25 protein-coding genes and 1 tRNA gene are annotated in these 26,053 nt (G+C 34.8%); 5 read left to right on the top strand and 21 right to left on the bottom strand.

Annotated elements, in window-relative coordinates; all coding sequences use genetic code 11:
* Positions 1-49: 49 nt before the first annotated feature.
* Positions 50-1,177, bottom strand: coding sequence for an Mrp/NBP35 family ATP-binding protein (locus AP058_RS14910; RefSeq protein ID WP_066312633.1), 1,128 nt, complete (start codon positions 1,175-1,177; stop codon positions 50-52).
* Between the two features lie 429 nt (positions 1,178-1,606).
* On the opposite strand from AP058_RS14910, the gene AP058_RS14905 reads away from it, so the two are divergent.
* On the top strand, positions 1,607-3,211 hold the full coding sequence (locus AP058_RS14905; protein ID WP_066313519.1) for a murein L,D-transpeptidase: 1,605 nt from the start codon (positions 1,607-1,609) through the stop codon (positions 3,209-3,211).
* 39 nt (positions 3,212-3,250) lie between these two features.
* Here the strand turns inward: AP058_RS14905 and AP058_RS14900 are convergent, their stop codons facing one another.
* The 11 genes from AP058_RS14900 to AP058_RS14850 all read right to left on the bottom strand — a co-directional run bounded on the left by AP058_RS14900 (position 3,251) and on the right by AP058_RS14850 (position 15,476).
* Positions 3,251-3,583 carry an MGMT family protein gene (locus tag AP058_RS14900; RefSeq protein WP_066313515.1) on the bottom strand — a complete coding sequence of 111 codons (333 nt, stop codon included), beginning with the start codon at positions 3,581-3,583 and terminating at the stop codon, positions 3,251-3,253.
* Positions 3,584-3,599: 16 nt separating this feature from the next.
* Positions 3,600-4,235 (bottom strand): LysE family transporter, encoded by a 636-nt coding sequence (locus AP058_RS14895; RefSeq protein ID WP_066312631.1) that lies wholly within the window; start codon positions 4,233-4,235, stop codon positions 3,600-3,602.
* 30 nt (positions 4,236-4,265) lie between these two features.
* A complete protein-coding gene (trmB, locus tag AP058_RS14890; RefSeq protein ID WP_066312629.1) occupies positions 4,266-4,943 on the bottom strand; it encodes a tRNA (guanosine(46)-N7)-methyltransferase TrmB in 678 nt (225 codons plus the stop codon).
* Positions 4,944-5,086: 143 nt separating this feature from the next.
* Entirely contained in the window at positions 5,087-5,596 is a 510-nt protein-coding gene (locus tag AP058_RS14885; RefSeq protein ID WP_066313512.1) for a nuclear transport factor 2 family protein, read from the bottom strand.
* A gap of 111 nt (positions 5,597-5,707) precedes the next feature.
* Positions 5,708-6,022 carry an HPF/RaiA family ribosome-associated protein gene (locus AP058_RS14880; RefSeq protein WP_066312620.1) on the bottom strand — a complete coding sequence of 105 codons (315 nt, stop codon included), beginning with the start codon at positions 6,020-6,022 and terminating at the stop codon, positions 5,708-5,710.
* 144 nt (positions 6,023-6,166) lie between these two features.
* A complete protein-coding gene (locus AP058_RS14875; RefSeq protein WP_066313509.1) occupies positions 6,167-8,266 on the bottom strand; it encodes a prolyl oligopeptidase family protein in 2,100 nt (699 codons plus the stop codon).
* Between the two features lie 187 nt (positions 8,267-8,453).
* Positions 8,454-10,661, bottom strand: coding sequence for a TonB-dependent receptor (locus tag AP058_RS14870; RefSeq protein WP_066312617.1), 2,208 nt, complete (start codon positions 10,659-10,661; stop codon positions 8,454-8,456).
* Between the two features lie 242 nt (positions 10,662-10,903).
* Complete coding sequence (locus tag AP058_RS14865) at positions 10,904-11,254, bottom strand: hypothetical protein (protein WP_066312614.1); 351 nt, start codon at positions 11,252-11,254, stop codon at positions 10,904-10,906.
* A 102-nt stretch (positions 11,255-11,356) separates the two neighbouring features.
* Positions 11,357-12,346 (bottom strand): aspartate-semialdehyde dehydrogenase, encoded by a 990-nt coding sequence (locus tag AP058_RS14860; RefSeq protein WP_066312612.1) that lies wholly within the window; start codon positions 12,344-12,346, stop codon positions 11,357-11,359.
* A gap of 159 nt (positions 12,347-12,505) precedes the next feature.
* Positions 12,506-12,925: a large conductance mechanosensitive channel protein MscL gene (gene mscL, locus AP058_RS14855; protein ID WP_066312610.1), complete on the bottom strand. Its 420-nt coding sequence runs from the start codon at positions 12,923-12,925 to the stop codon at positions 12,506-12,508.
* Positions 12,926-13,013: 88 nt separating this feature from the next.
* Positions 13,014-15,476, bottom strand: a complete 2,463-nt coding sequence (locus tag AP058_RS14850) for a bifunctional UDP-N-acetylmuramoyl-tripeptide:D-alanyl-D-alanine ligase/alanine racemase (protein WP_066312604.1) — start codon at positions 15,474-15,476, stop codon at positions 13,014-13,016.
* A gap of 143 nt (positions 15,477-15,619) precedes the next feature.
* Here AP058_RS14850 and AP058_RS14845 point away from each other — a divergent pair, with 143 nt between their 5' ends.
* The gene (locus tag AP058_RS14845) at positions 15,620-16,225 is read left to right on the top strand and encodes a hypothetical protein (RefSeq protein ID WP_066312601.1); all 606 of its coding nucleotides are present in this window, start codon (positions 15,620-15,622) and stop codon (positions 16,223-16,225) included.
* A gap of 54 nt (positions 16,226-16,279) precedes the next feature.
* Here AP058_RS14845 and AP058_RS14840 read toward each other — a convergent pair whose 3' ends face one another.
* The 4 genes from AP058_RS14840 to AP058_RS14825 all read right to left on the bottom strand — a co-directional run bounded on the left by AP058_RS14840 (position 16,280) and on the right by AP058_RS14825 (position 19,073).
* Entirely contained in the window at positions 16,280-16,978 is a 699-nt protein-coding gene (locus AP058_RS14840) for a porin family protein (protein ID WP_066312600.1), read from the bottom strand.
* Between the two features lie 179 nt (positions 16,979-17,157).
* Complete coding sequence (locus AP058_RS14835) at positions 17,158-17,529, bottom strand: LysM peptidoglycan-binding domain-containing protein (protein ID WP_066312599.1); 372 nt, start codon at positions 17,527-17,529, stop codon at positions 17,158-17,160.
* Positions 17,530-17,536: 7 nt separating this feature from the next.
* Positions 17,537-18,010, bottom strand: a complete 474-nt coding sequence (locus tag AP058_RS14830) for a BON domain-containing protein (RefSeq protein WP_066312597.1) — start codon at positions 18,008-18,010, stop codon at positions 17,537-17,539.
* 190 nt (positions 18,011-18,200) lie between these two features.
* Positions 18,201-19,073, bottom strand: coding sequence for a DUF808 family protein (locus AP058_RS14825; RefSeq protein ID WP_066312595.1), 873 nt, complete (start codon positions 19,071-19,073; stop codon positions 18,201-18,203).
* Between the two features lie 498 nt (positions 19,074-19,571).
* On the opposite strand from AP058_RS14825, the gene AP058_RS14820 reads away from it, so the two are divergent.
* Positions 19,572-20,369: an endonuclease/exonuclease/phosphatase family protein gene (locus tag AP058_RS14820; protein ID WP_197413410.1), complete on the top strand. Its 798-nt coding sequence runs from the start codon at positions 19,572-19,574 to the stop codon at positions 20,367-20,369.
* Between the two features lie 76 nt (positions 20,370-20,445).
* Here the strand turns inward: AP058_RS14820 and AP058_RS14815 are convergent.
* Together AP058_RS14815 and AP058_RS14810 are read right to left on the bottom strand one after the other, a co-directional pair.
* Positions 20,446-20,530 (bottom strand) — tRNA-Ser (locus tag AP058_RS14815).
* 58 nt (positions 20,531-20,588) lie between these two features.
* Positions 20,589-21,467 (bottom strand): LysR substrate-binding domain-containing protein, encoded by an 879-nt coding sequence (locus tag AP058_RS14810; protein ID WP_066312590.1) that lies wholly within the window; start codon positions 21,465-21,467, stop codon positions 20,589-20,591.
* 90 nt (positions 21,468-21,557) lie between these two features.
* Between AP058_RS14810 and AP058_RS14805 the strand changes: the two genes are divergently transcribed.
* Both AP058_RS14805 and AP058_RS17175 read left to right on the top strand, forming a co-directional pair.
* Positions 21,558-22,589, top strand: coding sequence for an MFS transporter (locus AP058_RS14805; protein ID WP_231739696.1), 1,032 nt, complete (start codon positions 21,558-21,560; stop codon positions 22,587-22,589).
* A gap of 7 nt (positions 22,590-22,596) precedes the next feature.
* Positions 22,597-22,788, top strand: coding sequence for a hypothetical protein (locus tag AP058_RS17175; protein WP_231739694.1), 192 nt, complete (start codon positions 22,597-22,599; stop codon positions 22,786-22,788).
* A 154-nt stretch (positions 22,789-22,942) separates the two neighbouring features.
* On the opposite strand, the gene AP058_RS14800 is transcribed toward AP058_RS17175, so the two are convergent.
* From AP058_RS14800 to AP058_RS14790, 3 genes are all read right to left on the bottom strand, one after another.
* Positions 22,943-23,974: an asparaginase gene (locus tag AP058_RS14800; RefSeq protein WP_066312588.1), complete on the bottom strand. Its 1,032-nt coding sequence runs from the start codon at positions 23,972-23,974 to the stop codon at positions 22,943-22,945.
* The gene (locus AP058_RS14795) at positions 23,964-25,100 is read right to left on the bottom strand and encodes a 1-acyl-sn-glycerol-3-phosphate acyltransferase (protein WP_066312586.1); all 1,137 of its coding nucleotides are present in this window, start codon (positions 25,098-25,100) and stop codon (positions 23,964-23,966) included. Before AP058_RS14795 ends, AP058_RS14800 begins: the two co-directional genes overlap by 11 nt.
* Before the next feature lie 64 nt (positions 25,101-25,164).
* On the bottom strand, positions 25,165-25,944 hold the full coding sequence (locus tag AP058_RS14790) for a TatD family hydrolase (protein WP_066312584.1): 780 nt from the start codon (positions 25,942-25,944) through the stop codon (positions 25,165-25,167).
* Positions 25,945-26,053 lie beyond the last annotated feature (109 nt).

Here is a 26,053-nt window from a genome sequence, read left to right as displayed (position 1 = left end):
TTAAACGCAACTCTTAAAAAGATTTTAATACGAGTTGCGCATCAACCTATTATTTTTTTACTGCAGAACAACCTGCCATTGTAGTTATTTTAATCGCCTCGGTTGCAGGAAGACTTTCGTTTCTGCTCACCACCTCTTGCACCACATTACGCGTAATATTTTCAAACACCGTTTCAATTACTGAACCCGTTTGTAAAGCTGCTGGTCGACCGTAATCGCCCGCTTCACGAATAGATTGTACAATAGGAACTTCACCCAAAAACGGAACCTCTAAATCTGCAGCTAAATTTCTAGCTCCTTCTTTTCCAAAAATATAATATTTATTTTCTGGTAATTCTTCAGGTGTAAAGTAAGCCATATTTTCGATGATTCCTAAAACAGGAACATTGATGGTATCTTGCATAAACATTGCTACTCCTTTTTTAGCATCTGCCAAGGCAACAGCTTGAGGTGTACTAACCACTACAGCACCAGTAATAGGCAAAGATTGCATGATTGACAGATGAATGTCTCCTGTACCTGGAGGTAAATCGATTAGCATGAAATCTAATTCTCCCCAATCTGCATCAAATATCATTTGATTTAGTGCTTTAGAAGCCATCGGTCCTCTCCAGATTACCGCTTGACTTGGCGACGTAAAGAATCCAATAGAAAGTATTTTAACTTCAAAGCTCTCAATAGGCTTCATTTTTGATCTGCCGTCTATTTGAATAGAAATCGGTTTTTCACTCTCCACGTCGAACATCATTGGCATGGATGGCCCATAAATATCCGCGTCTAAAACTCCAACTGCAAAACCCATTTTAGCCAATGTAACCGCTAAATTTGCTGTTACAGTAGATTTTCCTACTCCACCTTTACCAGAAGCAACAGCAATAATATTTTTTATCCCTGGAATTGCTTTTCCTTTAATTTCTGGTTTATCTGAAGCTTCAATTTTAATATTCACTTTTACTTTCGCATCAGCGTTAATAAACTCAGCAATTGTTTTCTTTATGTCGTCTTCTGCACGTTTTTTAATGTGCATCGCTGGAGTATGCAAAAGCAAATCTACAACAACCTCATCTCCAAAAGTGACCACATTAGTAACGGCGCCACTTTCGACCATATTTTTACCTTCGCCTGCAACTGTAATACGCTCTAAAGCTTTAAGGATTTCTTTTCTATCTAATTTCATTTCAGATACATTTTTGGATTGAGCTCTAACACTCAAATTATATTTAATTGAATTATTTTAAGATTGTAAAGATACGGTTTTCCGTTGTTATTTATATTGCTTTTAAGTTGGATTTATACATTAGAAAAGAAATAAAAGACCAAATCATCCTCTTTTAAAGTCGTTTTAGGCACGAAAAATGCATAGTTAAAAATGACTCACTATAAAATAACGAAAATTCTTTACTCTTTTTATACAATTTCAGCGCTGGTTTACACAATTAAAATGCCGAAACAAAAACATTCAATTACTTGAAAATTAAGCAATTAAAACACCTTAAATTATTGCTTATAAAGCAATATAGTAGTACTTTTATTTAAATATTGCAGGAAAGATTTTTAGAGCCCCAAATTAACACAGAACCTACAGTCTAACTCTAAAATGAAAAACATGAAAAATATTACTTTTGCAATGGCATTTGTACTGTCATTATTCTTATTGACACCTATTAAAGCCGAGAATAGAAATACGAGTTATTTACTTAATGAATTCTCTACTGAGAACAAAATCAAAAGAGATTCTGTATTTTATGTCACAGTTACTGGTTTTGATACATTTTTTAAAAAATATCCAAAATTTAAAAAATACAGAAGTATTACCGAGAATTTGTACACGGCCAGAAATTACAGCACCATTTGGTACGATGATAGAAGTATTGACGAATTGGGCCATTTACTATATGCCAAATTTCAGTCGATGCAGAATGAATTTGGATTAAAATCTAAGATTCCGTATAAAGAAGAAATTGATCAAATTTTTAATGAAACCGCTGCACAGAAACCATCCAAAATGAATGCTGAAATTTTGTTGACGTGCATGTACATTTACTATGCCGACAAAGTGTACGACGGTCTTGATGAAAAAAAGGTAAAAGAGTTGGGTTGGTACTTACCAAAAAAAGAGATTTCTTATGAGAAAATACTAGATTCGTTATTAGTTCAGCCTAACTTACTTAATGAAAATAACAATGTTTTATTCAGTCAATATTACAAACTAGAAGAAGCTTTAAAAAAATATAAAGCCATTGAAAAGAAGAAAGACTGGCAGCCCATACATACCGATAGCATTTACAAAGACTATAAACCTTTTGACAGTGCTACTACACTTGCACAAGTTCGCCACCGCTTGTATATTCTTGGCGATTTAAAAGAAGATTCTAAAAAGAATTTATACGATGAAGAAATGATGGCTGGCGTTTTAAATTATAAAAAAAGAAACGGACTCACCTTGAATTACAAAATTACACCGGAACATATTCGATTATTAAATACTCCAATTGAAAAATTGATTGAGACCATAATGATCAACATGGAACGTTGCAGATGGATTCCGCCTACTTTAGAGAAACAAGAACAATATGTAATGATCAATATTCCGTCATTCAAATTGAGTTATATAAAAGATGGAAAACGCGAGCTCGAATCGAATGTTTTTGTTGGAACTAGAATGAATGAAACTGTTATTTTTAGTGGAAACATCGATCGAATTGTCTTTAGTCCGTATTGGTACATTCCGAAAAGTATTATAGAAAATGAACTGAAGTTTAAAGCATCACAAGATCCCGAATATTTAGAAAAACAAAATATTGAGGTAAAAAAAGGAATCTACAGACAGAAACCTGGACCTGATAATTCTCTAGGATTAGTCAAGTTTTTATTCCCTAATCCAAATGATATTTACATGCACGACACCCCTAAAAAGAGCTTGTTTGCTTTGGAAAGTAGAACTTTTAGCCACGGGTGCATTAATGTTGAAAAAGCAAAAGAACTGGCTGAAAAAATGTTGGAAAATGATCCAAAATGGTCGGTTGAAAAAGTAAATGAAGCGATGGGCGGTATAGAGGAAATACCGTATATAATGGAAAAAACAGTACCAATTTATATTGGATACTTTACCTCTTGGGTAAGCGACAATGGTGAAATTAATTTTTTCTCAGATATTTACGACCGCGATCAGCGTTTGTACAAATTATTATATAACGAGGAAGAAATTTAGAAGACCTCCAGTTCTTAACAAAATCGGATTACTAATTATTTAGTAGTCCGATTTTATTTCTGGTTGCCAGAAAAGTAATTTAAAGTCCACCACTTGATTATCGGTAACTTCCACTCCTTCACTTTCTAATAATTGTTGCATTAAATTGGTTCCATCAAAGTGCATTTTTCCGGTGAGTAGTCCGTTCCTATTCACCACACGGTGCGCAGGCACGTCTTCGCGGTTGTGCGATGCATTAAGCGCCCAACCGACCATTCGTGCAGATCGTGCTGTTCCTAATGCTTTGGCAATCGCACCAAAAGAACTCACTCTCCCGTACGGAATTAATTTGGTGATGGTATACACACGTTCAAAAAAACTTTCGCTTTCCATTGCTACAATTTTAGACTTATTCGAAATAGTATTTCGCAATATTGATTAAGGTCAAAAATGCCACCACTCCAGTTATTGTGCCGATGATAATGTTCATGTTTTCTAAAATAGAGTCTGTTTTTTTTTCAATTTTGCGAAACAAAAAAATATAAGTATAAAAAGCTACAAACGAACCTAAAACGGCACCGCTAACAAAAATAGTAATGTAATTGGTTTCGAAAGAAATAAGATGGTAAGAAGCTAAGGTGATACTAACAAACACATAATAAGGTATTGGAAAGAAATTTAGCGCTGAAAGCAGCATTCCTAAGAAGAAACGTCTTTTTTTAGATCGATGATTGTTTTTAGATTCTTTTAATTTCGGCTTTTTTGCGATTCCCAGAAAGTAAATCGTTAACATAGTAAAAATAACAAATCCGATTTCGCGCAATAAAATTACCAAATCTGGTCTAGCATTAATAGATCTAGCAAAAAAAATAGCAAGCGACACTTGAAAAGTAATGACTAAAACCGCTCCTAAAACAAAAGAAACAGCATTTTTATTACCTTCTTTTAAATTCACTTTCGCTGCTGTCATATTGATTAATCCCGGCGGAATAATACCAATAAAAGCAGTTATAAAACCTAAAAACAAAGGAACTAAAAGCGTCATAGAAGCCGTTTCGCAGATTAATTGAAAGAGTTACATCTTGATTTTAAAACGAATATACGTAATCGCTTTGTTTATTTCTAAATATTGTTTTTCGTAAAACGTCTGAAAAGCAGTAACTTCCTCTGGACTTCCTTCGTTTACGTATACATTGTGATTGGCGTATAAAACCTCATGACCTTCGCCGTGCAAAAGACCAAGTGTGTATCCGTGCATGAATTCACTATCCGTCTTTAAGTTTACAACTCCGTCTTTTTTAAGGATTTTTGTATATAATTTTAAAAACTCCGAATTGGTCATACGGTGTTTGGTACGTTTGTATTTGATTTGTGGATCTGGAAAAGTAATCCAAATTTCATCCACTTCATTTTCTGCAAAAATATGATTGATGAGTTCGATTTGAGTTCGAACAAAAGCAACATTATTCAAACCTGTATCAACAGCAGTTTTTGCACCACGCCAAAAACGCGCGCCTTTAATGTCAATACCTACGAAATTTTTATTTGGATAACGTTCAGCCAATCCTACCGAATATTCTCCTTTTCCACAGCCCAATTCAATTATAATTGGATTGTCATTTTTAAAAAAATCTGAATTCCATTTTCCTCGAAGTGAAAATTCATTACCAACAACTTCTTCTCTACTTGGCTGAAAAACGTTAGTAAATGTCTCGTTTTCTCTGAATCGCTTTAATTTATTTTTACTCCCCACTTTTTACAAATATTTGCGCAAAATTAAGCAATATAAACGAACCGACGTCACGCGAATTTAAAAATGAGAAAAAGGGAGCTTAAAAACAAAGAAAACAAATTGAATCCTGCTATTTAATCATCACTAATATTACAGGTTTTATTTTATTTTTGAGACTTAATGCTTTCTGTAACTAAATTCTCTAGAGTCGTTTTTATAGCCACAACAGCTTTCACATTATCGTTAGGAATAGTCATTGACAAAACATAATGCTGAATTTTCCATAGCTCACCCACTTTTACAAGAACACCAGAACCTCGACAAATTTTCATTTGCGTATCTAATAATTCATCAAACCAAGCCGTCTCTCCTGATTTCGAAACATACACATTTCGCTCTAGCGAAGTAAATCTCCAGGTTTTACCGAGATCAAAAAATGGTTTCGCAAACGTTTTAAATGCAGCGACACTCCAGTATTCGGTCGCATCTGTCCCAATAAAAATAGCGTCAGCAGTCATCATTTTAAAATAAAGATCAAAATTAGCTTCGGCAGCCGCTTTATGCCAAGCATCAATGGTTTCGTTAATTTGCTGCTTAGCTGTTTGATTATGAGCCGTAGCAGTAATCGAGACAAAAAATAGCAGTGTAAAAACTGTAAATATTTTAATTTTCATCGGCATAATATTTTAGTTAATCAAAAAGTATATCCTTTTCTGAGGTCTTTCTCTAAAACAAAATGGCGCTATAAGATAGCGCCATTTCAATTGTTATAAATCGAATCGATATTAATGTGTTTTTTGTTTTTCGAAAGTTGTAGTTAACGTTTTTCTCATTTTATCAATTGCTACATGAAACGCTTTCTCTACAGAGTCTGCAGTATCGGTAACAACAATTGGTTGCATATTTACGGGTCTCGCTTCAATTAGACAACGTTTATCATTTCCTCCAGCCTTATCTCCGTTTACATCACCTAAATGCACTTCTATTCTAGTAATTTTAGATTCGAAACGAGACAATGATTTTTCAATTTCTGTAGAAAAATAAGCTTCTAAACGCGCGTGTCCTTCTATATGTTTGTCTGTGTTAATTTGTACTTTCATAAAAATAGTTTTTAATTGATTGTCTCTCAAAGTTACTTAATTTTCGTTCTAAAGCAGCTTAATTAATACAATTTTATGAAATAACGAATCCTTCTCCACAATCGTAATTTTAATCACAATAATCCCTTTAGATCAACCGCTTTTTTAGTTTTTAGGCAATTCTTTTACTCCCATATTAAATAAAGTAAAGGCTTGCACATCTACATTTTCTTGAATGGTAGCCGCAACAGATTTTCCTGCACCATGTCCTGCTTTCACATCAATGCGAATAAGAACTGGATTAGTTCCTGTTTGTTTGTCCTGCAATTCTGCGGCAAATTTAAAACTATGCGCTGGCACCACTCTATCATCATGATCTCCCGTTGTAACCATTGTTGCGGGATACTGCACTCCTGCTTTTACATTTTGCACAGGCGAATAGGCTTTTAGATAATCAAACATTTCTTTACTGTCTTGTGCTGTTCCATAATCGTACGCCCAACCTGCACCTGCTGTAAAGGTATGGTAACGCAACATGTCTAAAACTCCTACCGCTGGCAACGCAACTTTCATCAAATCAGGACGCTGTGTCATGGTTGCCCCTACTAACAAGCCTCCGTTTGAACCACCTCTAACCGCTAAAAAATCACTTGACGTGTATTTTTGTGCAATTAAATATTCTCCTGCAGCGATGAAATCATCAAATACATTTTGTTTTTCCATTTTTGTTCCAGCATCGTGCCATTTTTTACCATATTCACCACCACCACGTAAATTTGGCACCGCATATACACCTCCATTTTCTAACCAAACCGCATTTGCAATACTAAAACTCGGTGTTAAACTGATGTTGAATCCTCCGTAACCGTATAAAATAGTTGGGTTTTGACCATTTAATTTTAATCCTTTTTTATAAGTAATCATCATCGGTACTTTCGTTCCGTCTTTTGAGGTATAAAAAACTTGTTTAGACTCGTAATTTTCACTCTTGAAATCGACTTTTGGTTGTTGATAAATACTTGACTTACCCGATTTTGGATCGAATGAATAAATAGTCCCTGGAGTTATATAATTTGCGAAAGAGTAATACAATAATTTCTCTTCTTTTTTACCTCCAAAACCACCTGCAGTTCCTAGTGCTGGCAACTTAATCTCGCGAACTAGTTTCCCGCTATAATCGTATTGTTGCACAAACGAAACAGCATCTTTCATGTAATTAGCAAAAATATAGCCACCACCCGTAGTTGGAGTCAATACATTTTCGGTTTCTTTAATAAACTCTTTCCAGTTTTCTGGTTTTGGATTTTGAACATCAACTGTTACAATTTTTTGGTTAGGAGCGTTCAAATCCGTTTCAATAAACAATTTAGTTCCTACGTTATCAATAATTCTACTGCTACTATTAAAATTATCAACTATCGTTACAATAGGGCTATTTGGTGTCTTTAAATCTTGAATATACAATTCATTACCATAAGTAGCGTTTGCTGCAGAAATGACTAAATAACGATCGTCTTCGGTAACATAGCCGCCTACATATCTTCTTTTTTCTTTCAACCCAAAAATAAGAGTATCGTCTTTCTGAGCGGTTCCTAATTTATGAAAATACAATTTGTGTTGGTCTGTTTTAGCAGACAGCTGACTTCCCTCTGGCTTATCATAACTAGAATAGTAAAATCCTTCATTCCCTTTCCACGAAACACCACTAAATTTTACATCTGTAATAGTATCTTCTAATATTTTATGAGAAACGGCATCCATAATAATTACTTTTCTCCAGTCGCTACCGCCTTCAGAAATTGCGTAAGCTACTTTGGATCCGTCTTTAGAGAAATCAACACCGCCTAAAGAAGTAGTTCCATCTTTAGAAAAAGTATTGGCATCTAAAAAAACCACATCTTTACCGTCTTTTCCTTTCTTATACAAAACCGACTGATTTTGTAAACCGTTATTTTTATAATAATACGTTGCTTTGCCCTCGATTGATGGCGCACCAATTTTTTCGTAATTCCACAATTGCTCCATTCGCTTTTTCAATGCATCACGAAACGGAATTTGATCTAAATAATCGTATGTAACTTTGTTCTGTGCTTTTACCCAAGCTTCTGTTTCTACCGATCGATCGTCTTCAAGCCAACGGTACGGATCGGCAACTTTTACGTCAAAATAAGTATCAACCGTTGTTCCTTTTTTACTTTCAGGATAAGAAATTGAGCCGCCTTTTTGATTCTGTCCAAAAGCAGCAGTGGTTGCTGTTACAGCCATAGCAATTAGTAATTTGTTCATTAGTTTGATTTTATGAGTTATAACAAAAATAAGAATTTATGTTAGAATAAAAGTTTTAAACCCCAAAGTTCATCTTTGAAGAACAGAGTAACACTTAAATCCTCAGCTTAATTGAAGTTTTAAATTATTTTGAACACTATTTTTTATAAACTTTCCTTCCAGAAAATTATAAAGTAAAATTTAGTCCTAAAACAATATTTCTTCCAATATTAGGAATACCATCCGTTTTAAGTCGAGAAAGATGCGCTACATATTGTTTGTCGAATACATTATTGGCGTTTAACAAGACATCGAAATTCATCTTACCCAATTGTACCGTTCCTCCTAAACCAAGATTAATTAGAGTATAATCTGGTGATGCTGTTTCAAAACCAGAAACATTATTTTGCTTTAGTGTCGTATTTACATTAAAAGTAGCAAATCCTTCATTCAGCCAATTTTTTATTTCGAATTCAGTTCGAATCGTATTGTTCCAGTTGTTTGCCGGTATTAAAGGTAAATAAGAACCGTCTTGCTGTTTGGCTGTAACCGTTTCAAAACTAGTTTCAAAATGCAACCAATCTAACGGATGCGGGTGCAAATGCAAGCCTACTTCACCTCCATACAATTGGGCATTATTTTGTGTGTATGCAAAAACGTCGGTAGCGTCTTTAACAGCACCAGTTGCAGCGGCATAGATATAATTATTGATGTGATTGTAAAATCCGTTTACAAAAAACTCAATGTGCGTGTTTTTGTACTCCAAATTCAAATCGGTTTGTACATTTTGTTCAGTCTTTAGCGCGCTGTTACCGACCTCATACCGATTTGTTCCTTCGTGTACGCCGTTTGATGTTAACTCCGCTAAATTCGGAGCTCTAAATCCAGTGGCGACATTCAGTCGCATCGTCAATGCGTCTGCTAAATTAGTTTTGTAACCTAAAGATGCATTAAAACTATCAAAAGATTTGTCTAAAGCTTCAAAATAACCTTCCTCCCCAACTATTCTATGTTCTGTAGCGGTCAATTTTCGATTGTCAAAACGCAATCCCGCTTGTAAAACATGTGAATTCCATTCGTAGTTCACAGTACCAAAAGCACCAAAATCATTGGTTGTGGCATTTGGAATTAAAAACTCTTCTCCCAAATTAACATTGGTTTGATGCATTCCTTGCACTCCAACGATAGTTTCAAAATTTCCTAGCTTTGGTAAATGATATTTTGCGTTATAGTTCAACGTATTCAACTTCATGTGCAATGCAGCTTCATTACTGTCTTCAAATTCGCTTCGATCGTTTGCAATATATCCCAAATCGAGATCTAGTTTTGAACTTCCAAAATAGATTACGTTGTTCAAGCTCAACAAATGGTTAAAAACTCCTTGACGTGGAAACTCTGGACTTTTACTATGCGATTGTTCTGCAACTCCCTCTTCTGGAATTCCTAAATTTAAAGCATTGAAATTGTACCGCAGAACCGTAGAAAATTTGGTGTTGCTGTATCCAATTCCTGTTTTAAAATCGGTTTCATTGTAGCGCGTGTTAGTCACTCGATCGCCATTTCCAATTTTATAATCAGAATGCGTGTTGTAAGTTCCTCGTGCTAAAAATCTCCAATTATCGGTAGATGTTTTTAATCCTAACGAAGAATTACTTCCTAAGGTATTACTGAAATATTTTTGGCTGAAATTTGCGGCAAAAATACCAGCATCCGCAAATTTTTCGGGATTAAAATACAAGACACCTCCTAAAGCATCAGATCCGTATAACAAAGAAGCTGGTCCTTTAATAACCTCAACACTTTCTACTCCAGCATCGTTTAAACCCAAACCATGCTCGTCGCCAAATTGTTGATTTTCGATTCGAACACCTTGCGAATAGACCAAAACTCGGTTGCCGCTCAAGCCACGAATTACCGGTTTACCAATTGAAGTTCCGGTCGACACTTGCGAAACTCCTGGTATTGTAGCCAATCCTTCGATTAATGTAGCTGTTCCCTTTTGTTGCAACGACTTCACACTTTCGTGTTCCACTTTCATAACATTCTGAGATTGCATTTTATTGAAAGGAGTCGACACAATAACCTCATCCATTTCTAGCACAGCTTCTTCCATTTCAATGTTTAAAATCGTATCTTTTTCTAATCTTTCGATGACTTTATTGATGGTTTTGTAGCCTACATACGTAAAAGCAATTCTGAAATTTCCATTGGGTAAATTTATAAAACTGTACGTTCCGTCGCCGTCAGTCGTGGTTCCTTTGTGCAATTCGGGAATATAAACCGAGACTCCGGGTAGTGCTTGTTTATGATTATTGGTAACGGTTCCTGAAACCGAATTTTGCGCATTAACCAATGCTGAGAACCCTAGAAATAAGGCTATAATATATTTTTTCATCTTGTGAATGGTATCGTGTAAATAGTGAATGACAATCAAGTAAAACTTGAGGTTATACTTGATTGATAATTTTTACAAAGAATCTTTAGATTTCTCGGATCTGTAACCTTTTGAATCTTCTAAATCTCTGCGAGCGAATTTTTTTGATAAAAAAGTATAAGAATAAAAAAGTTTCCTTCGCCAAGCTTTAAAAAACGGCGCAGAACGACAATTGAAATCAACTGATTTAACAAAAAAAGAATTTAAACTACTGCAGGTGGTCCGCGATACGCATACATACTTCCTGAAAACGAAAAAATAGTTTCGGAAGAAGTGAAAAAATAAGGAGTTACATTTTGAAAAGAAAGTGTCTGAAATACAAATTCTGCAGGATTAATATAACTACTAAATGCAAAATGACACACATAACACACCTCTAAAGAATGGTGGTGATGGGTTACTTCGGTATGATTGTTATTGTTGTATTGATGGCGGCATTCTTTTTCGGTAAGCTGTGTTACCAAATGCTCATAACTATGTATCGATTGAAACAGTATTGAGAACAATACGGTCATCGCCAAAGTAAAACTTAGTAGGAGCTGCCTTCTTTTCATTGCCGACAAAGATAGACAAACATTAAAACGAAAACCACCTGAACCAGTAAATCATAACGATTTATTAACTCAAGTGGTTGTCCTACCATTTTGTTAGTGAAACTATACTAAAGCATTTGCCACTAAGTATTCTGCAATTTGAATGGTATTGGTGGCAGCTCCTTTTCGCAAGTTGTCAGCTACAACCCACATATTCAATGTGTTTGGCTGTGACTCATCTCTTCTAATTCTACCTACAAAAACGTCGTTTTTACCGTGTGCATAAAGCGGCATCGGATATTCAAATTCTTTCAAATTATCTTGAACAACGATACCTTCCGTATTTTCGAGAATAGTTCGCACTTCGTCTACCTCAAACGCAGTCGAAAATTCTACATTGATGGCTTCACTGTGCCCACCTACAATAGGCACACGAACTGCAGTTGCTGTAACTGCAATTGTATTGTCGCTTAAGATTTTTTTAGTTTCATTAACTAATTTCATCTCTTCTTTTGTGTATCCATTTTCTTCAAAAGAATCACATTGTGGAATTGCGTTTCTGTGAATTTGATATTTGTAAGCCAACTCACCATCAACTCCTGCGTATTCATTTTCTAACTGACGAACCGCTTTTACTCCTGTTCCTGTAATTGATTGATAGGTTGAAACAACCACTCTCTTAATATTATATTTTTTATGCAAAGGTGCCAAAGCCAAAACCATTTGAATAGTGGAGCAATTTGGATTTGCAATAATTTTATCTTCTTTGGTTAATTCGTTCGCGTTGATTTCTGGAACAATCAATTTTTTGGTTGGATCCATTCTCCAAGCCGAAGAATTATCAATAACAGTAGTTCCTGCTGCTGCAAATTTTGGAGCCCACTCTAATGAAGTTTCGCCACCAGCAGAAAAAACAGCAATATCTGCCTTCATATCTACTGCAGTTTGCAGTCCGACAACGGTATACTTTTGACCTTTATATTCAATTTGCTTTCCAACTGATCGCTCTGATGCTACTGGAATTAATTCTGTAACAGGAAAATTACGTTCTGCTAGAACTTGCAATACTACTTCACCAACCATACCGGTGGCACCTACAACCGCTATTCTCATTTGTATATTTTTTTGAGATTATTCTTTAACTTTAAGCAACAAAAGTAAGTATAATAAAAGTGCACACAAGCGTATTCACAAAAAATAACAAATTGTTACAATTACAACAATTAAAAAAACCGCCCTGATATGGAGCGGTTTACTATTTGGTCTATACCTTTATTTATTTTTCAACAAATCTCTAATTTGCATCAATAATTCTTCTTGAGTAGGTCCTGCAACAGCAGCAACTACAACTTCTTGCTTCTTTTTCATTTTCTCAGCAGCTCTTAAAACGATAAATACAAAAAACGCAATGATAACAAAATTGATCGCCGCTTGGACTAAATTTCCATAGGTAATAACTGCTGCATTGGCTACTTTTGCAGCTTCTAGTGTTTCATAATGAACGCCATCAAGCGAAATAAACTTCTTTGTAAAGTCAATTCCTCCAGTTATAACTCCGATAATTGGCATGATCACATCATCTACCGCAGATGAAACGATTTTGCCAAATGCTGCTCCAATCACTACCGCAGTAGCTAAGCTTAGTACATCTCCTTTAAGAAGTGACGCTTTAAAATCTGCAAAAAATCCCATAATTTTCCTGTTTTAAGTTAAAATGTTTCGAAATTTAAAAGTATATAATTTTTGACAATTTTAACTAAAAAGACCACTACAAAATCATTTACCTAAAAAATACTCTCTTTACACGTTGAGAAATACTGGTCAAAATTTCATACGGAATAGTTTGTAAAACCTGAGCCATTTCGACCACTGTTGGGCTTTCTCCAAAAATAATAACATCGTCACCTTCTTCACAATCAATTTTTGAAACGTCAACCATAAGCATGTCCATGCAAATGCTTCCGACAATTCGTGCTTTTTTATTTTTAATTCGTACATAACCTGCTCCATTTCCCCAAGTTCTCGAAATACCGTCTGCATAACCAATTGGTATGGTCGCAATTTTAGTGGTTTCGTCAGCCATAAAACGACGGCCATAACCGACGCTATCTCCTGCAGGAATGGTTCTTATTTGAGAAATAAGCGATTTTAAAGTCCCCACGTTTTCTAAATATTTCTGTTCAGAAGTGTCGTTTGAAACTCCGTATAATCCAATTCCTAATCGAACCATGTCAAATTGAGAATTCGGAAAATTACTGATTCCTGAAGTATTTAAAATATGTCGAATAGGGTTAATTTGTAATTCTCGAATTAATTCAGAAGACAATCTTTCGAACAAATGAATTTGAGCCTTTGCAAATTCATGATGCTTGGGATCGTCACTAGTTGCTAAATGCGACAATATACTTTTAACTTTTACCGAAGTGTTTCCTTTTAAAGTCCCAATTAATTCTTGCAAGGTGTTTTCTTCAAAACCCAAGCGGTGCATTCCCGTATCTATTTTTATATGGATTGGAAACTGGTTTAAATTTTGATCTCTCGCAATTTTTAAAAAAGAAGTAAGTCCTTTTAAACTATAAATTTCGGGCTCTAACTCATGCTGAATGATAGCATTATAGCTGGTTGATTCTGGATTAAGAACCATAATAGGCAATTGTACACCACCGTTTTTTAACGAAATTCCTTCATCGGCAAAGGCCACTCCTAAATAATCCACTTGATGGTGCTCGAGCAATTTGGCAATTTCTAGTCCTCCATTTCCGTAACCGAAGGCTTTGACCATGACCATAATTTTTACATCCGAATCCAATTTAGATTTAAAAAAGTTCAAATTATGTCCAATGGCATTCAAATCAATTTCTAACACTGTTTCGTGAGTTTTCTCTACCAAGCGCGCCACAATCCTTTCAAATTCAAAGGAACGCGCTCCTTTAATTAAAATGGTTTCATTGTCAAAACCAACCGTTTCGATTGCGGCAATAAAATCGGCTGTCGATTCAAAAGTAATGCAATTTCCGAATTTATTTTTGAAGGAAGCTATAGTCTTACCGATTCCGATAACACGCGCAATTTTATTGTCTGTAATTAATTGAGCAACCTTTGTATATAGTTCGTCATTAGAAAAACCACTTTGAAAAATATCCGACAAAATAACCGTTTTCATCGGGTTTTGCTTTTGACTTTCTAGAAAATCCAATGCAATTTTTAACGACTGAAAATCGGAACTATAACTGTCATCAATTATACTGCAATTGTGAATTCCGTTTTTTACTTCCAAACGCATCTGTACTGGGTACAAAAGTGTCATTCGATTTTGAATGGTTGAAATGTCATATTGAAAATGCAGTAATATCAATAAACACGAAATGGCGTTTTCTATCGAGGCATCGTCTTGGAACGGCACTGCAAACAAACTAGACGTATTTTGATGTTGAAAATGAATAATAGTCGAGTTGCTTTGCTTATCGATTCTTTCAATTAAAACTGAAGCTGTTTCATCCGTAAAACTCCATGATAAAAGCGTGCACGAAACAGTGTTATTTACTAAATCACTTAAACACGCATCAACAAGTGCTGATTTTTGATAAATAATTGTTGTTGCATCTTTAAATAAGAGTAATTTCTCATTTATCTTTTGCTTTGTATTCGCAAAACCTTCGTCGTGCGCAGAACCAATATTTGTAAGTACTCCAATTGTAGGCTTCATGATTCGCTGCAAATTGGCCATTTCTCCAACAGTTGAAATTCCCGCTTCAAAAATACCTAGATTGTGTTTTTCATTTATTGCCATAACCGACAGCGGAACTCCCACTTGCGAATTGTAACTTTTGGGGCTACGTATTACATTAAAATCGGGACTTAATAAAAAATTTAGCCATTCTTTTACAATCGTTTTCCCATTGCTACCAGTCAACCCAATAACAGGAAAATTAAAAGTGTCGCGATAATATGCTGCAAAATTTTGAAATGCTTTTAAAGAATCAGGTACAATTAAAAAATTGCAATGTGATGGTTTGTTTTCTGGTATTTTTTCGACTACAAAATTCTTAACGCCATTGGCAACCAAATCAGCAACATAATCGTGGCCATCATGATTAGAACCAACCAAAGCAAAGAACAAGGTCTGTTCTCCATTTTGCAACGATCGGCTATCAATAGAAACGTGATCGAAAGTTAAATTAGCTCCTATTCCAACAAATTCGGCCTGTAAAATTGTTATTGCTTTTTGTAAAAGTATACTCATTCCTTATAATTTTAATCTAATTTAAACATTCAAATTTAAAGTTTCTAAATTAGAAAGTCGTGCTCTTTCGCGTTTTAACTTGAAATCGCGAGTTGATATTGGACATAATTTTTATATTTGTTACATCATCTAAAAGAAAAATAGTGAAAAAGTTACTACCGTTATTTTCGTATTTATTTCATCCAATATTCATCTCGATGTTTTCGGCGCTGTTCTATTTTTTTATGAAGGAAGAGACTTTTTCTGATCAAGAAAAAATGTACGTATTGTTACAAGTCTTTCTCATAACAGTGATCATTCCGTTGCTATTTTTTCTACTATTACGAACTACGGGCAAAGTTGATTCGGTCATGATTAACGAAACTGCACAGCGTAAAATACCGATGGCTTTGCAGTGTTTGCTTTTTATTTTATTGGTCAAGAGAACCATTTTAGTGACACGGTATCCAGAACTACACTTTTTTTTATTAGCTGCTTTATTTGGAACGTTGGGTGCTACTATCTTACTTTTCTTTAAAATAAAAATTAGTTTACACATGCTCGGGATTAGTGCTTTAACCGTTTTTATTGTGGGCTTAAGCATCCATTTACAAATTAAAATGCCCATCGTAATTGCGCTACTCATTTTATTGAATGGAATTGTAGCCTCATCCCGTTTGGTAATGAAAGCACATTCGCCTTTTGAACTCACGCTAGGTTGCGCCTTTGGAGTATTTCCGCAGTTGTTGTTTTTATATTTATGGATGTAAAGGAATTAAAGGAATCAGTGCAAATATCGATTTTTAAATTCCCAGTATTTTAATTTAAAGAATATAAAAGATTATCCCAAAATTCAAGGTGTTTAAGTTCACTTTTTCTGTCGCCGTATTAGCTGATTTAAACAAATCATTCAAACCATAATACCCATAAATATTCCAAGTATTAAAACCTGTTGCCAAGTAAACGCCGTATTGAAATTTAGTAAAGTCGTCGTTATTGGTTATTTTTAATTTTCCAGTCGCATTTTTTAATACAGACGTATCGTAGAGCAAATAACTCAATTTGACTCCTCCATAAACACGCCAAAAACGATACGTTTCGGGTGTCGAAGTTCTCCAACGAAATTCCAATGGCACATCTATTAAAAATTGCGAAAATTTATTTCGACTAAAATCTTTGGGATCTAGTACCGTATAAATAGCATTTTTTTTATCACCTGTGATCCCCAAGTTTTGAAAGTAATTATTATATGTAAATCCTACACCAGTTGCAAAAGCAATATTACGGCGTTTATTAATTGGCATATCTCGAACGAATCCGCCTGATATTCCTGCAGAAAATCGTTGCTGTTTAAATCCTTCAGGCGCTTCAAGAAGTCTGTTATAAGTCAAACTTAAATAAAATTGATCTTCGCGATACAAAGAGTCAATTTTTACCACAGTAGAATCTTTCTTGCTGATTTCTTCTTGCGCAAAAGCAGACAAAGTGAGTATAAAAAAACAAAAATTTACGGCAAATCGCATATTATTTTGGGTTAGAAGATTCTAAATAATGGTACTTACATAGTACAAAACGAAGATACAAATATAGTTATTGCCAACGCATCACAACAGCGATACTAGATTTTATATCGAAAGTAAAAGGCAAAAAAAAAGTCTGTCTAATTACAGACAGACTTTTTGTGGCAATGAACCTAAATACATTACTTTGCTGGTATTTTTAACTTCCAGCCGGCTTGAATAAGATCTGGATTTTTGATAATATCTTTATTTGCCTCATAAATAGCTTGCCACGAAACGCCGTGTGCCTTTCCTATTTTAGATAGAGAATCTCCACTAGCTACTGTATACTCAGTCGATGCGCCTTCTGCCACTGCAAGATTCAGTACAACATCTGCAGAGCGAAAATCAGGATCAATTTTACTATAGGTCTCCCACAATTTGTCTTTATCGCTTGTTGATTTGGTTGTGCCATCGATATACAACACATTGTCTTTTTCTCTCACTTGTAAATCTGCAACTTCTAGTCTGTGTGCTTCTGCCACTAAATCGGCATATTTATTTTGTACACTCATGCCTTCTTTAATTAATTGTTAATTGATTTTCAACTTTTTTAGGATGCAATTCTTGCATACTCTGAATTAATCCAGCCAATTGGTCTCTGTTAATATCTCCTTTTAAGGTAATTACTCCATCCAATACGGTAGCCGTTACTCCAGAATAAGATTGCACGACAGTATTGGCAGAAGAACTTAAGGTACCATCGCTACTGATTTCTACAGGTGCAACCACAACTGGTTCTGATGCAATTTCGCAGTTATTTACTACCGATTTTACTCCTTTTACGTCTTTAGCAATTTTCTCACAGCTTTCTTTACAACTTGCATCTTTACAAACTCCAGAAATAGTGGCAACTCCATCTTTTACGCTTACTTGCATTCCTGGCATATCAGTCATTTTTGCTGCAATTTCTTTTTCAATATCTGCATCTTTTGGAGCACAGGCAACCAGCAAAATGGCCATACTTAAACTCAATAAAATTGATTTAATTTTCATAATTATCTTTTTTTAATATTAATAATTAAAGTTAATAAATTCATGTTTAACAATTTGCAAAATTAAAGTTCTTTTTTAACTGCATCAAACTAGTAAATAACTCTAAAAAATCGCAACGCTTTTTCGCTAATTAAAGATTGAAAATCAAAAAAGCCCAGAAGTTGAACTGGGCTTTTTAAAATGACTCTAACTATATTTTTAATTTGAATAGCGTAAACAATTTTTTAAAAATTGCTACTACCGCAAACACCAATAAACCAGCAACTAGACCAAAGAACGTTTCCTGCGCAACAATTGGCAACTGCGGCATGAGATGATGCACATATTCAATATTATGTACAAATATTCCCCCTGAAACTAAAATCAAAGCAAGAGTTCCAACAACGGATAAAAATTTAATAATCATCGGCAAAAGCTTAACTAATAAAGTGCCTACTTTTGCTAAGATTCCTTTATTATTTGAATGTTTAATCAATTTATAGCCAGTGTCATCCATACGCACAATAAGAGCTACGATGCCATAAACACCAATGGTAGCGATAATTGCAACCACAAAGACAGTCATAATTTGAATGGATAATATTTTTTCTGCAACGCTTCCTAAAGCGATAATTACAATTTCGACCGACAAAATAAAGTCGGTTACTATAGCGGCTTTAATTTTTGATTTCTCAGCGACAGCGGCATCTTCCTCTGTTATCTCTACCGTTTCTAAAACTTCGGGTGCGTGGTGAAAAAAATATTCAATAATTTTTTCTACACCTTCATAAGCCAAGTAAAAACCTCCAATAACCAGTGCGCCGTTTATGGCGGCTGGAAAAAACACATTCAGCAACAGGGCAATCGGAATTATTATTAGTTTATTGATAAAGGATCCTTTGGTAATCGCCCAAAGAACGGGCAGCTCTCTGCTTGACAAAAAGCCAGTCGCTTTTTCAGCATTAACGGCCAAATCATCGCCTAAAATTGCCGCTGTTTTTTGCGTTGCAATTTTACTTGCGACAGCGACATCGTCCATTAACGCAGCAATATCATCTAGAATTGCAAAAATACCTGAAGCCATATTTTTCTTATTTATAAATGTAAAAGTAATTTTTTTTATTCATTTTTATTTATCAATAAAATTGAATACCAATTAAAATTATGTTAATTACGGAACTATCTAACAGCGAAAGTATTGTCTTTTACAATAAAATCTGAAATAAAAATTCTACCAACGATTTAAAATATAATACTATATTGTAAAACGTTTGAGGTAAAGTGTAAACCTAATTACGCACTAGTCTCGACGCTACTAAACTTATTTTATTTCATGCAAACACTATTGATCTGTTTTTCTTCTTTATTATTAATAGCAACTCTAATTCCTTTAGTGAAAAATGAGTATTGGATATTTAGAGTTTTTGAATATCCACGTCTTCAAAAATTTGTATTAAACTGTCTGTGCATCCTCTTTTGGATTATCTTTTTTAAATCAAATCTTATTTTGCATTTGGTATTTCTAGTTTTAATGATTCTTAATGCATCTTACCTTTTATATCTTATTCTTCCTTTTACCAAATTGAGTCCAATTCAAGTGCTAGCCATTACTAAAGAAATTCCTGAGAATGGAATAAGTTTGATGGTTGCAAATGTCTTTCAGTACAATACCAATTATAAAGGTTGCTTAAGCGAAATAGAAAAAGCAAATCCCGATGTCGTACTCCTTTTGGAAACTGATCATAAATGGGAATTAGGAACTGTAGCGCTCGATGAAGCTTTTCCTTTTAGTATAAAAGTGCCACTAGAGAATACCTATGGCATGCTGCTCTATTCGAAATTACCTCTGGAAGAAGCAGAAATAAAGCATTTGGTCGAAGCAGACATTCCGTCTATTCATACTAAAGTTGTACTTCCAAACCAACAAAGAGTTCAATTATTTGCCGTTCATCCTACGCCGCCGGTTCCTACCGAAAATCCTACTTCTGCCGAAAGAGATAAAGAACTATTATTAGTTGCAGAACGTGCCCAAAAAACAGATCTTCCTGTAATCGTAATAGGCGATTTAAATGATGTTGCTTGGAGTTACACGACTACTCTTTTTTTAAAAATGAGCGGTTTGTTGGACCCAAGAAGAGGCAGAGGATTTTTTAATACATTTCACGCCCATTATCCATTTTTAAGATTCCCTCTAGATCATGCCTTTATCTCGGCAGACATGAAACTAAAAAAAATAAAGCGCCTTCAAAATTTTGATTCTGACCATTTTCCAATGTTTATTAGTCTGCAATATGAAAAAAAAGCAAAATTGGAACAGGAACCAATGCAACCTGATGCCGATGATATTGCAATTGCTAATGAGAAGAAGCAAGCTGTTTAATATAAAAAAGAGAATCTCTCTAAATCAAAAAAACCTGTAAATCAAATGACTTACAGGTTTTTTATAGAATTGACCGCAGAGAGAAAGGGATTCGAACCCTCGATATGTTGCCATATACACGCTTTCCAAGCGTGCGCCTTCAGCCACTCGGCCACCTCTCTTTAATGGGCTGCAAAGAACACAAAAAAAAACGATTAAAAAAACAAATTCTGCGCATATTTATGCTTCTACCAATTTCCTAAAAGCATCGATAAAAAGACCAATGGCTTTTTTTTGATAGTCATTTTTAATAGTAATGATATACGACTTCCGTTCGGTTTTAACTCCTGTCAATTCAATGGCTTGAAGTCCGTGCCAACCCTTTAATGCTTTTTCGGTTACAATTGTCGCCCAATCACTATTCTCTATAATTTGCAACAAGGCATGAATGGCATTTAATTCAATCGGAATTTTCGGGCTGATTTTATTCTTTGCAAATAAAACATCCAAAAACTCCCTCGAATTAAATCCTTTAGAAGGCAAAATTAACGGAATGTCTTGTAATTTTTTAAACGAAATGCTTTTCATCTTAGCCATATCATTCGTTTTAGAAACGGCCATTACCAACTTTGAAGTAAATAGTGGGATTTTTTGCATGGGCAATTCAATCTCATAATTAGAAATTACCAAAACCAAATCGAGTTCATTTTTAAGCAATTTCTCTTGCAACGGTTCGGTAGCTCCATACTCCACAATAATTTTTAAATCGGGATATTTATTTGCAAATAATTCCACGACAGGCAGTACTAGTAAACCAAAAATATAGGTCACTCCTATACGCAATTCACCACCAATTAAATTACTCAAGTCATCGATAGCTTGCTTACCCGATTCTACATCTTCCAGAATACGTTTGGCATGTTTTAAGAAAACAGAACCTGCTTCGGTCAGCTGTACTTTTTTACCAATTCTCAAAAATAGAGACATGGCCAATTCTTCTTCTAGTTTTTTTATTTGTTGCGAGAGCCCAGATTGTGTAACAAAACAGGCCTCTGCCGCTTTTGTAAAATGCAACACATCTGCCAAAGCCACAAAATAGCGCAATTGAAACAATTCCATATTAATAAGTTTGGATAATCATTATCAGTAAAATTAGTAATTTTTGTAATGATATTATAATTCCGAACTTTGTATCAAACAAAAATAGCTATGTTTAAAGCGCTACGCTCTCCAAATTTCAAACTCTTTTTCTATGGACAATCTGTATCAGTAGTGGGTACATGGCTGCAAAAAACGGCAGTAAGTTGGATGGTTTACAGCATTACGGGTTCGGTATTTCTGTTGGGGCTGGCAACATTTTTGAGCATGATTCCTTCTTTATTTTTAGCACCATTAGCCGGAAGCATTATTGGTCGTTACAACAGACACCGTAGCATGATTATTTTACAATCCTTAGCCATGTTGCAAGCTGGAGTTCTAGCCGTTTTAATCTATCTCAAAATTTACAACATCACCTTTATTTTAGCATTAAGTCTTATACAAGGAATCATTAATGCCTTTGACATGACGTGTCGCCAAACCATGATGGTAGATTTAGTTGACAATGCCGAAGATTTGCACAATGCAGTAGCCTTAAACTCAACATTGACCAACTTTGCTCGAATCGCAGGTCCCGCTTTGGCGGGTATAATTTTGCATCAATACGGGGAAGATATTTGTTTTATAGGGAATTTCTTGAGTTATATTCCGGTCCTTACTTCGTTGATTTTAATGAAAATTAAACCGTTCACTAAGCCAACGGATAAGTTAAATATGATGGATGATTTTATGGAAGGTATCGACTACGTTAAAAACGAAAGTCAGATGGCAAAAATGCTGCTGATGTTGACCTGCAGTAGCTTATTTGTAATTTCTTTTAACACCTTAATGCCGGTTTTTGCGAAGGATATTTTTAACGGCAATGCGCAAACTTTTAGTTGGTTTGAAAGCGCTGCTGGAATTGGCTCCATTGTTTCAGCCATTTATCTAGCCAATCTAAAATCATCTGCAAACATCGATAAAATCATGATTGGTGCTAGTATTTTACTTGGTATAAGTATTTTGGTGCTTGCTTTATCCGACAGTCTCGTTTTAGCTCTTATCTGTATGGTTTTAAGCGGAATTGGAATGATGGGGCAAACGTCTTATCTATATTTATGTGCAAACCAGCAGTTCGCCTCGCATGCGTTCCCGAAGTATTAGTTATTATATGATGGCATATCAAGGAATGATTCCGGTGGGAAGTCTAGTTATTGGTTATATTTCACATTTTATAGAAACAAGAACTACAGTAGCTTCGCAAGGGATTATCTGTCTAATTTCTGTTGCTTTTTATGTGTATTACAAGAGTCATAAAAAAGTAGAAAAAGTAACGATGTGTCCAATTACCTATAAAAATTAATTTTAGATTACGAACAATTTATGAAAAATCAATCCTTTGTCGGAGTGACGAAATTATGGATTTTGACACAGAAGTAAACGAAAGAGATTGAATACTGAAATACATTCAAAAATCTTTTAAGGTTAAGTGCTTATAACAATTTACACAAAATGAGCTAAAGAGAAATTTCGCCTCGAAGTGCAGTTTCAAAGACAGTTTTAAAATTTTCTACTTCTATTTTATGACCCAACAAATACATTAGTTTTGTAATTGCAGCTTCTGTTGTAATGTCTTTTCCCGAAATAACACCTAAATTCTTTAAACCCGTACTGGTTTCGTATTTACCCATATCAACACTTCCGCCCGAACATTGGGTTACGTTGACAACAGGCAAGCCGCTGTCGATCGCTTTTTTTATTAAAGCTAAAAACCAATTTTCGGTTGGTGCATTTCCTGCTCCATAGGTTTCTAAAACAATTCCTTTTAAATCTGGAATAGCCAAAATTGCAGCTAACACCGTTTCGCTTATTCCTGGAAACATTTTAATAATCACAACACGATTGTCTAAGGCCGTGTGCACAAGCAACTCTGACTGACCGCTTCCTTTTAAAAATAAGTTTTTGTTTAAAGTCAGATTTACTCCAGATTCGACCAAATGCGGATAATTTGGTGAAGCAAACGCCTGAAAATGTTCTGCATTTGTCTTAGTAGTTCGATTGCCGCGGTATAATTTATATTCAAAATACAAACATACTTCACGCAAAAGTGGTTCTCCATTTTCTTGCAAAGAGGCAATTTGAATGGCTGTTATCAAGTTTTCTTTAGCGTCGGTGCGCAAATCTCCAATAGGCAATTGTGAACCCGTAAAAATAACTGGCTTGTTTAAATTTTCTAACATAAAACTCAATGCCGAGGCCGAATAAGACATGGTATCTGAACCGTGCAATACTACAAAACCATCAAAGTCTTGATAATTATCTTGAATACTGGTTGCAATTCGAATCCATTTTTCGGGATCCATATTCGACGAGTCAATTGGTTCGTCAAACGAAACTGTTTCAATTTCGCAATCCAATTGCTTGAGTTCAGGAATACTTTTAAGTAACTTATTGAAGTTGAAAGCCTTCAAGGCACCTGTTTCAAAATCTTTGCTCATACCGATGGTACCACCAGTATATAGTAAAAGAATTTTGGACTTACAGCTCATCGTAGTATTTTAATTTATTGACCACAGGATTGGCATACATCGCCAAAAATCCTTGTATAGCCACCTCATTTGCCGTATCAATTCTCATTTCCATACGACGTTCAAAAAGCGAGCGTTCCTTTTCTTGATATTTATGAGCAAACTTATTGGTCTTAAATTTAATGTCGTAGGCAATAAAGTTGGTTGGCCACAATTGATAGTTCTTAATAATTGAATCATCAATTACTTGCGCCAAAGCTTGAATTTGCTTGTTCACATTATCGTTGGCTTTACCAATTTTATCAATTTCGGCATCCAGAATCGAACCCACTTGCATGTGAATTCTCTTTTTAGGCCCCATCATACCACTCATGATATTCATGAAGTCTTCATTTTTATCTTTTATATACACCTCATTATTGGCTTCTGCCATTAATTGCGGCATTTTCATGGCATCGGTTGGGTCGTATTCGTATGAAATTGATACAGGAACAATTTTTAATTTCTTAAAATAATCCATTAAATTAGCTTCGTCAGAACCCATTCCGATCATTTTTAAAACACCTGGATTAGTTTCGTCATTTCCGTCTTTCGTTCTCCCTTCGCGTTGAGCGATCCAAACCGAACGATTTTCATGAAACAATAAATGTCCTATATATTCAGATAGTAGTTTAGAGCTTTGCAACATCTCTCTCGGAGACAAACCTCTTAAAACTAAAAAGTTACGATTTAGTTTTGCCAACGTGTTCAAAAATGGCTTTTTGACCAAATTATCCCCTATTGCCGACGCCGTCATTACCAATTTATGCTCATATAGACATACGTTTAATAAAGTCGTGTCTAATAAAATATCACGATGGTTCGAAATAAATAGGTATGATTCGTCTTTTTCTAACTTTTCAAAACCTGAAGTCGTTAGTCCTTCCGAACTTTTATCTAATATTTTTTGAATGGTTTGGTATATGAAATTGCATTGAAAATCACGTATCGAATGGGTTCTTTTCAATTGCTCTTTCCATTCGTCGTCTTTCAATTCTGGAAAAGAGAAATTCATCATCGCTTTTAAGATGGGATGATTCGCGGCTTTTTGGAGCACCTCGTTTATTTCTGAATCGTGAAAAGGCCGAATGGCGTCAAATCTATGCATTACTAAATTTTATTTAAAGTGGACAAATGAACAAAAAAAAAACCAAAAAACTAATGTTTGAGTATTAAATCCCAAAAACGTCTTTAGAGTTCTGAGTGGTCGCAGCGCTAATCTCCATTTCTGAAAGGCCATAAATTTCGGCTAATTTCGCAACGACATTAACAATATAACTACTCTCATTTCGCTTACCGCGAAAGGGAACTGGTGCCAAATATGGTGAATCTGTTTCTAACACAATATGACATAAATCAATTTGCTTTAAAAACTGATCTATTTTACCATTTTTAAAGGTAACAACGCCACCTATTCCTAGTTTCATGTTGTACGAAATCGCTTGCAACGCTTGTTCGTACGTTCCTGAAAAGCAATGAAAAATTCCGAATAAGTCTGTCGATTTTTCAGATTCCAACACTTCAAAAACTTCATCAAAAGCATCACGACAATGAATTACGATTGGTAATTTATAGTGCTTCGCCAATTGAATTTGCGTTTTAAAAGCTGCTTTCTGAATGTCTAAAGTCGTTTTGTCCCAGTATAAATCGATACCAATTTCGCCAATACCGTAAAATTTTCGTCTTGCAAGTTCTTTTGTCACATGATTTAATTCTTCTTCAAAATTTTCTTTTACATGAGTTGGATGTAATCCGATCATTAAAAAAATGTTTTCTGGAAAATCTTGCTCCAAATTGTACATGGCTTGCGTAGTTGCAGAGTCAATTGCCGGTATAAAAAAACGAGAAACACCCGCGTTTATAGCGCGCTGAATCATTTCGTTTCGATCTTCAGCAAATTCCTCTGAATATAAATGTGTATGTGTATCGGTAATAATTGTAGTTGAATTCAAACGTATTGTTTTAAAAAAAGCAAAATTACCACAATATTGTTAAAAAGAAAATTTTATAAAAGTTCTCCAAACAGAAAAGATTCGTAACATACTAAAATGTTGCGAATCT

The organism is Flavobacterium sp. TAB 87 (genome assembly GCF_001529295.1).
Taxonomy (GTDB): domain Bacteria; phylum Bacteroidota; class Bacteroidia; order Flavobacteriales; family Flavobacteriaceae; genus Flavobacterium.
The sequence above is the reverse complement of the archived record's forward strand: the minus strand, read 5'-3'. Positions and strand labels throughout refer to the sequence as shown.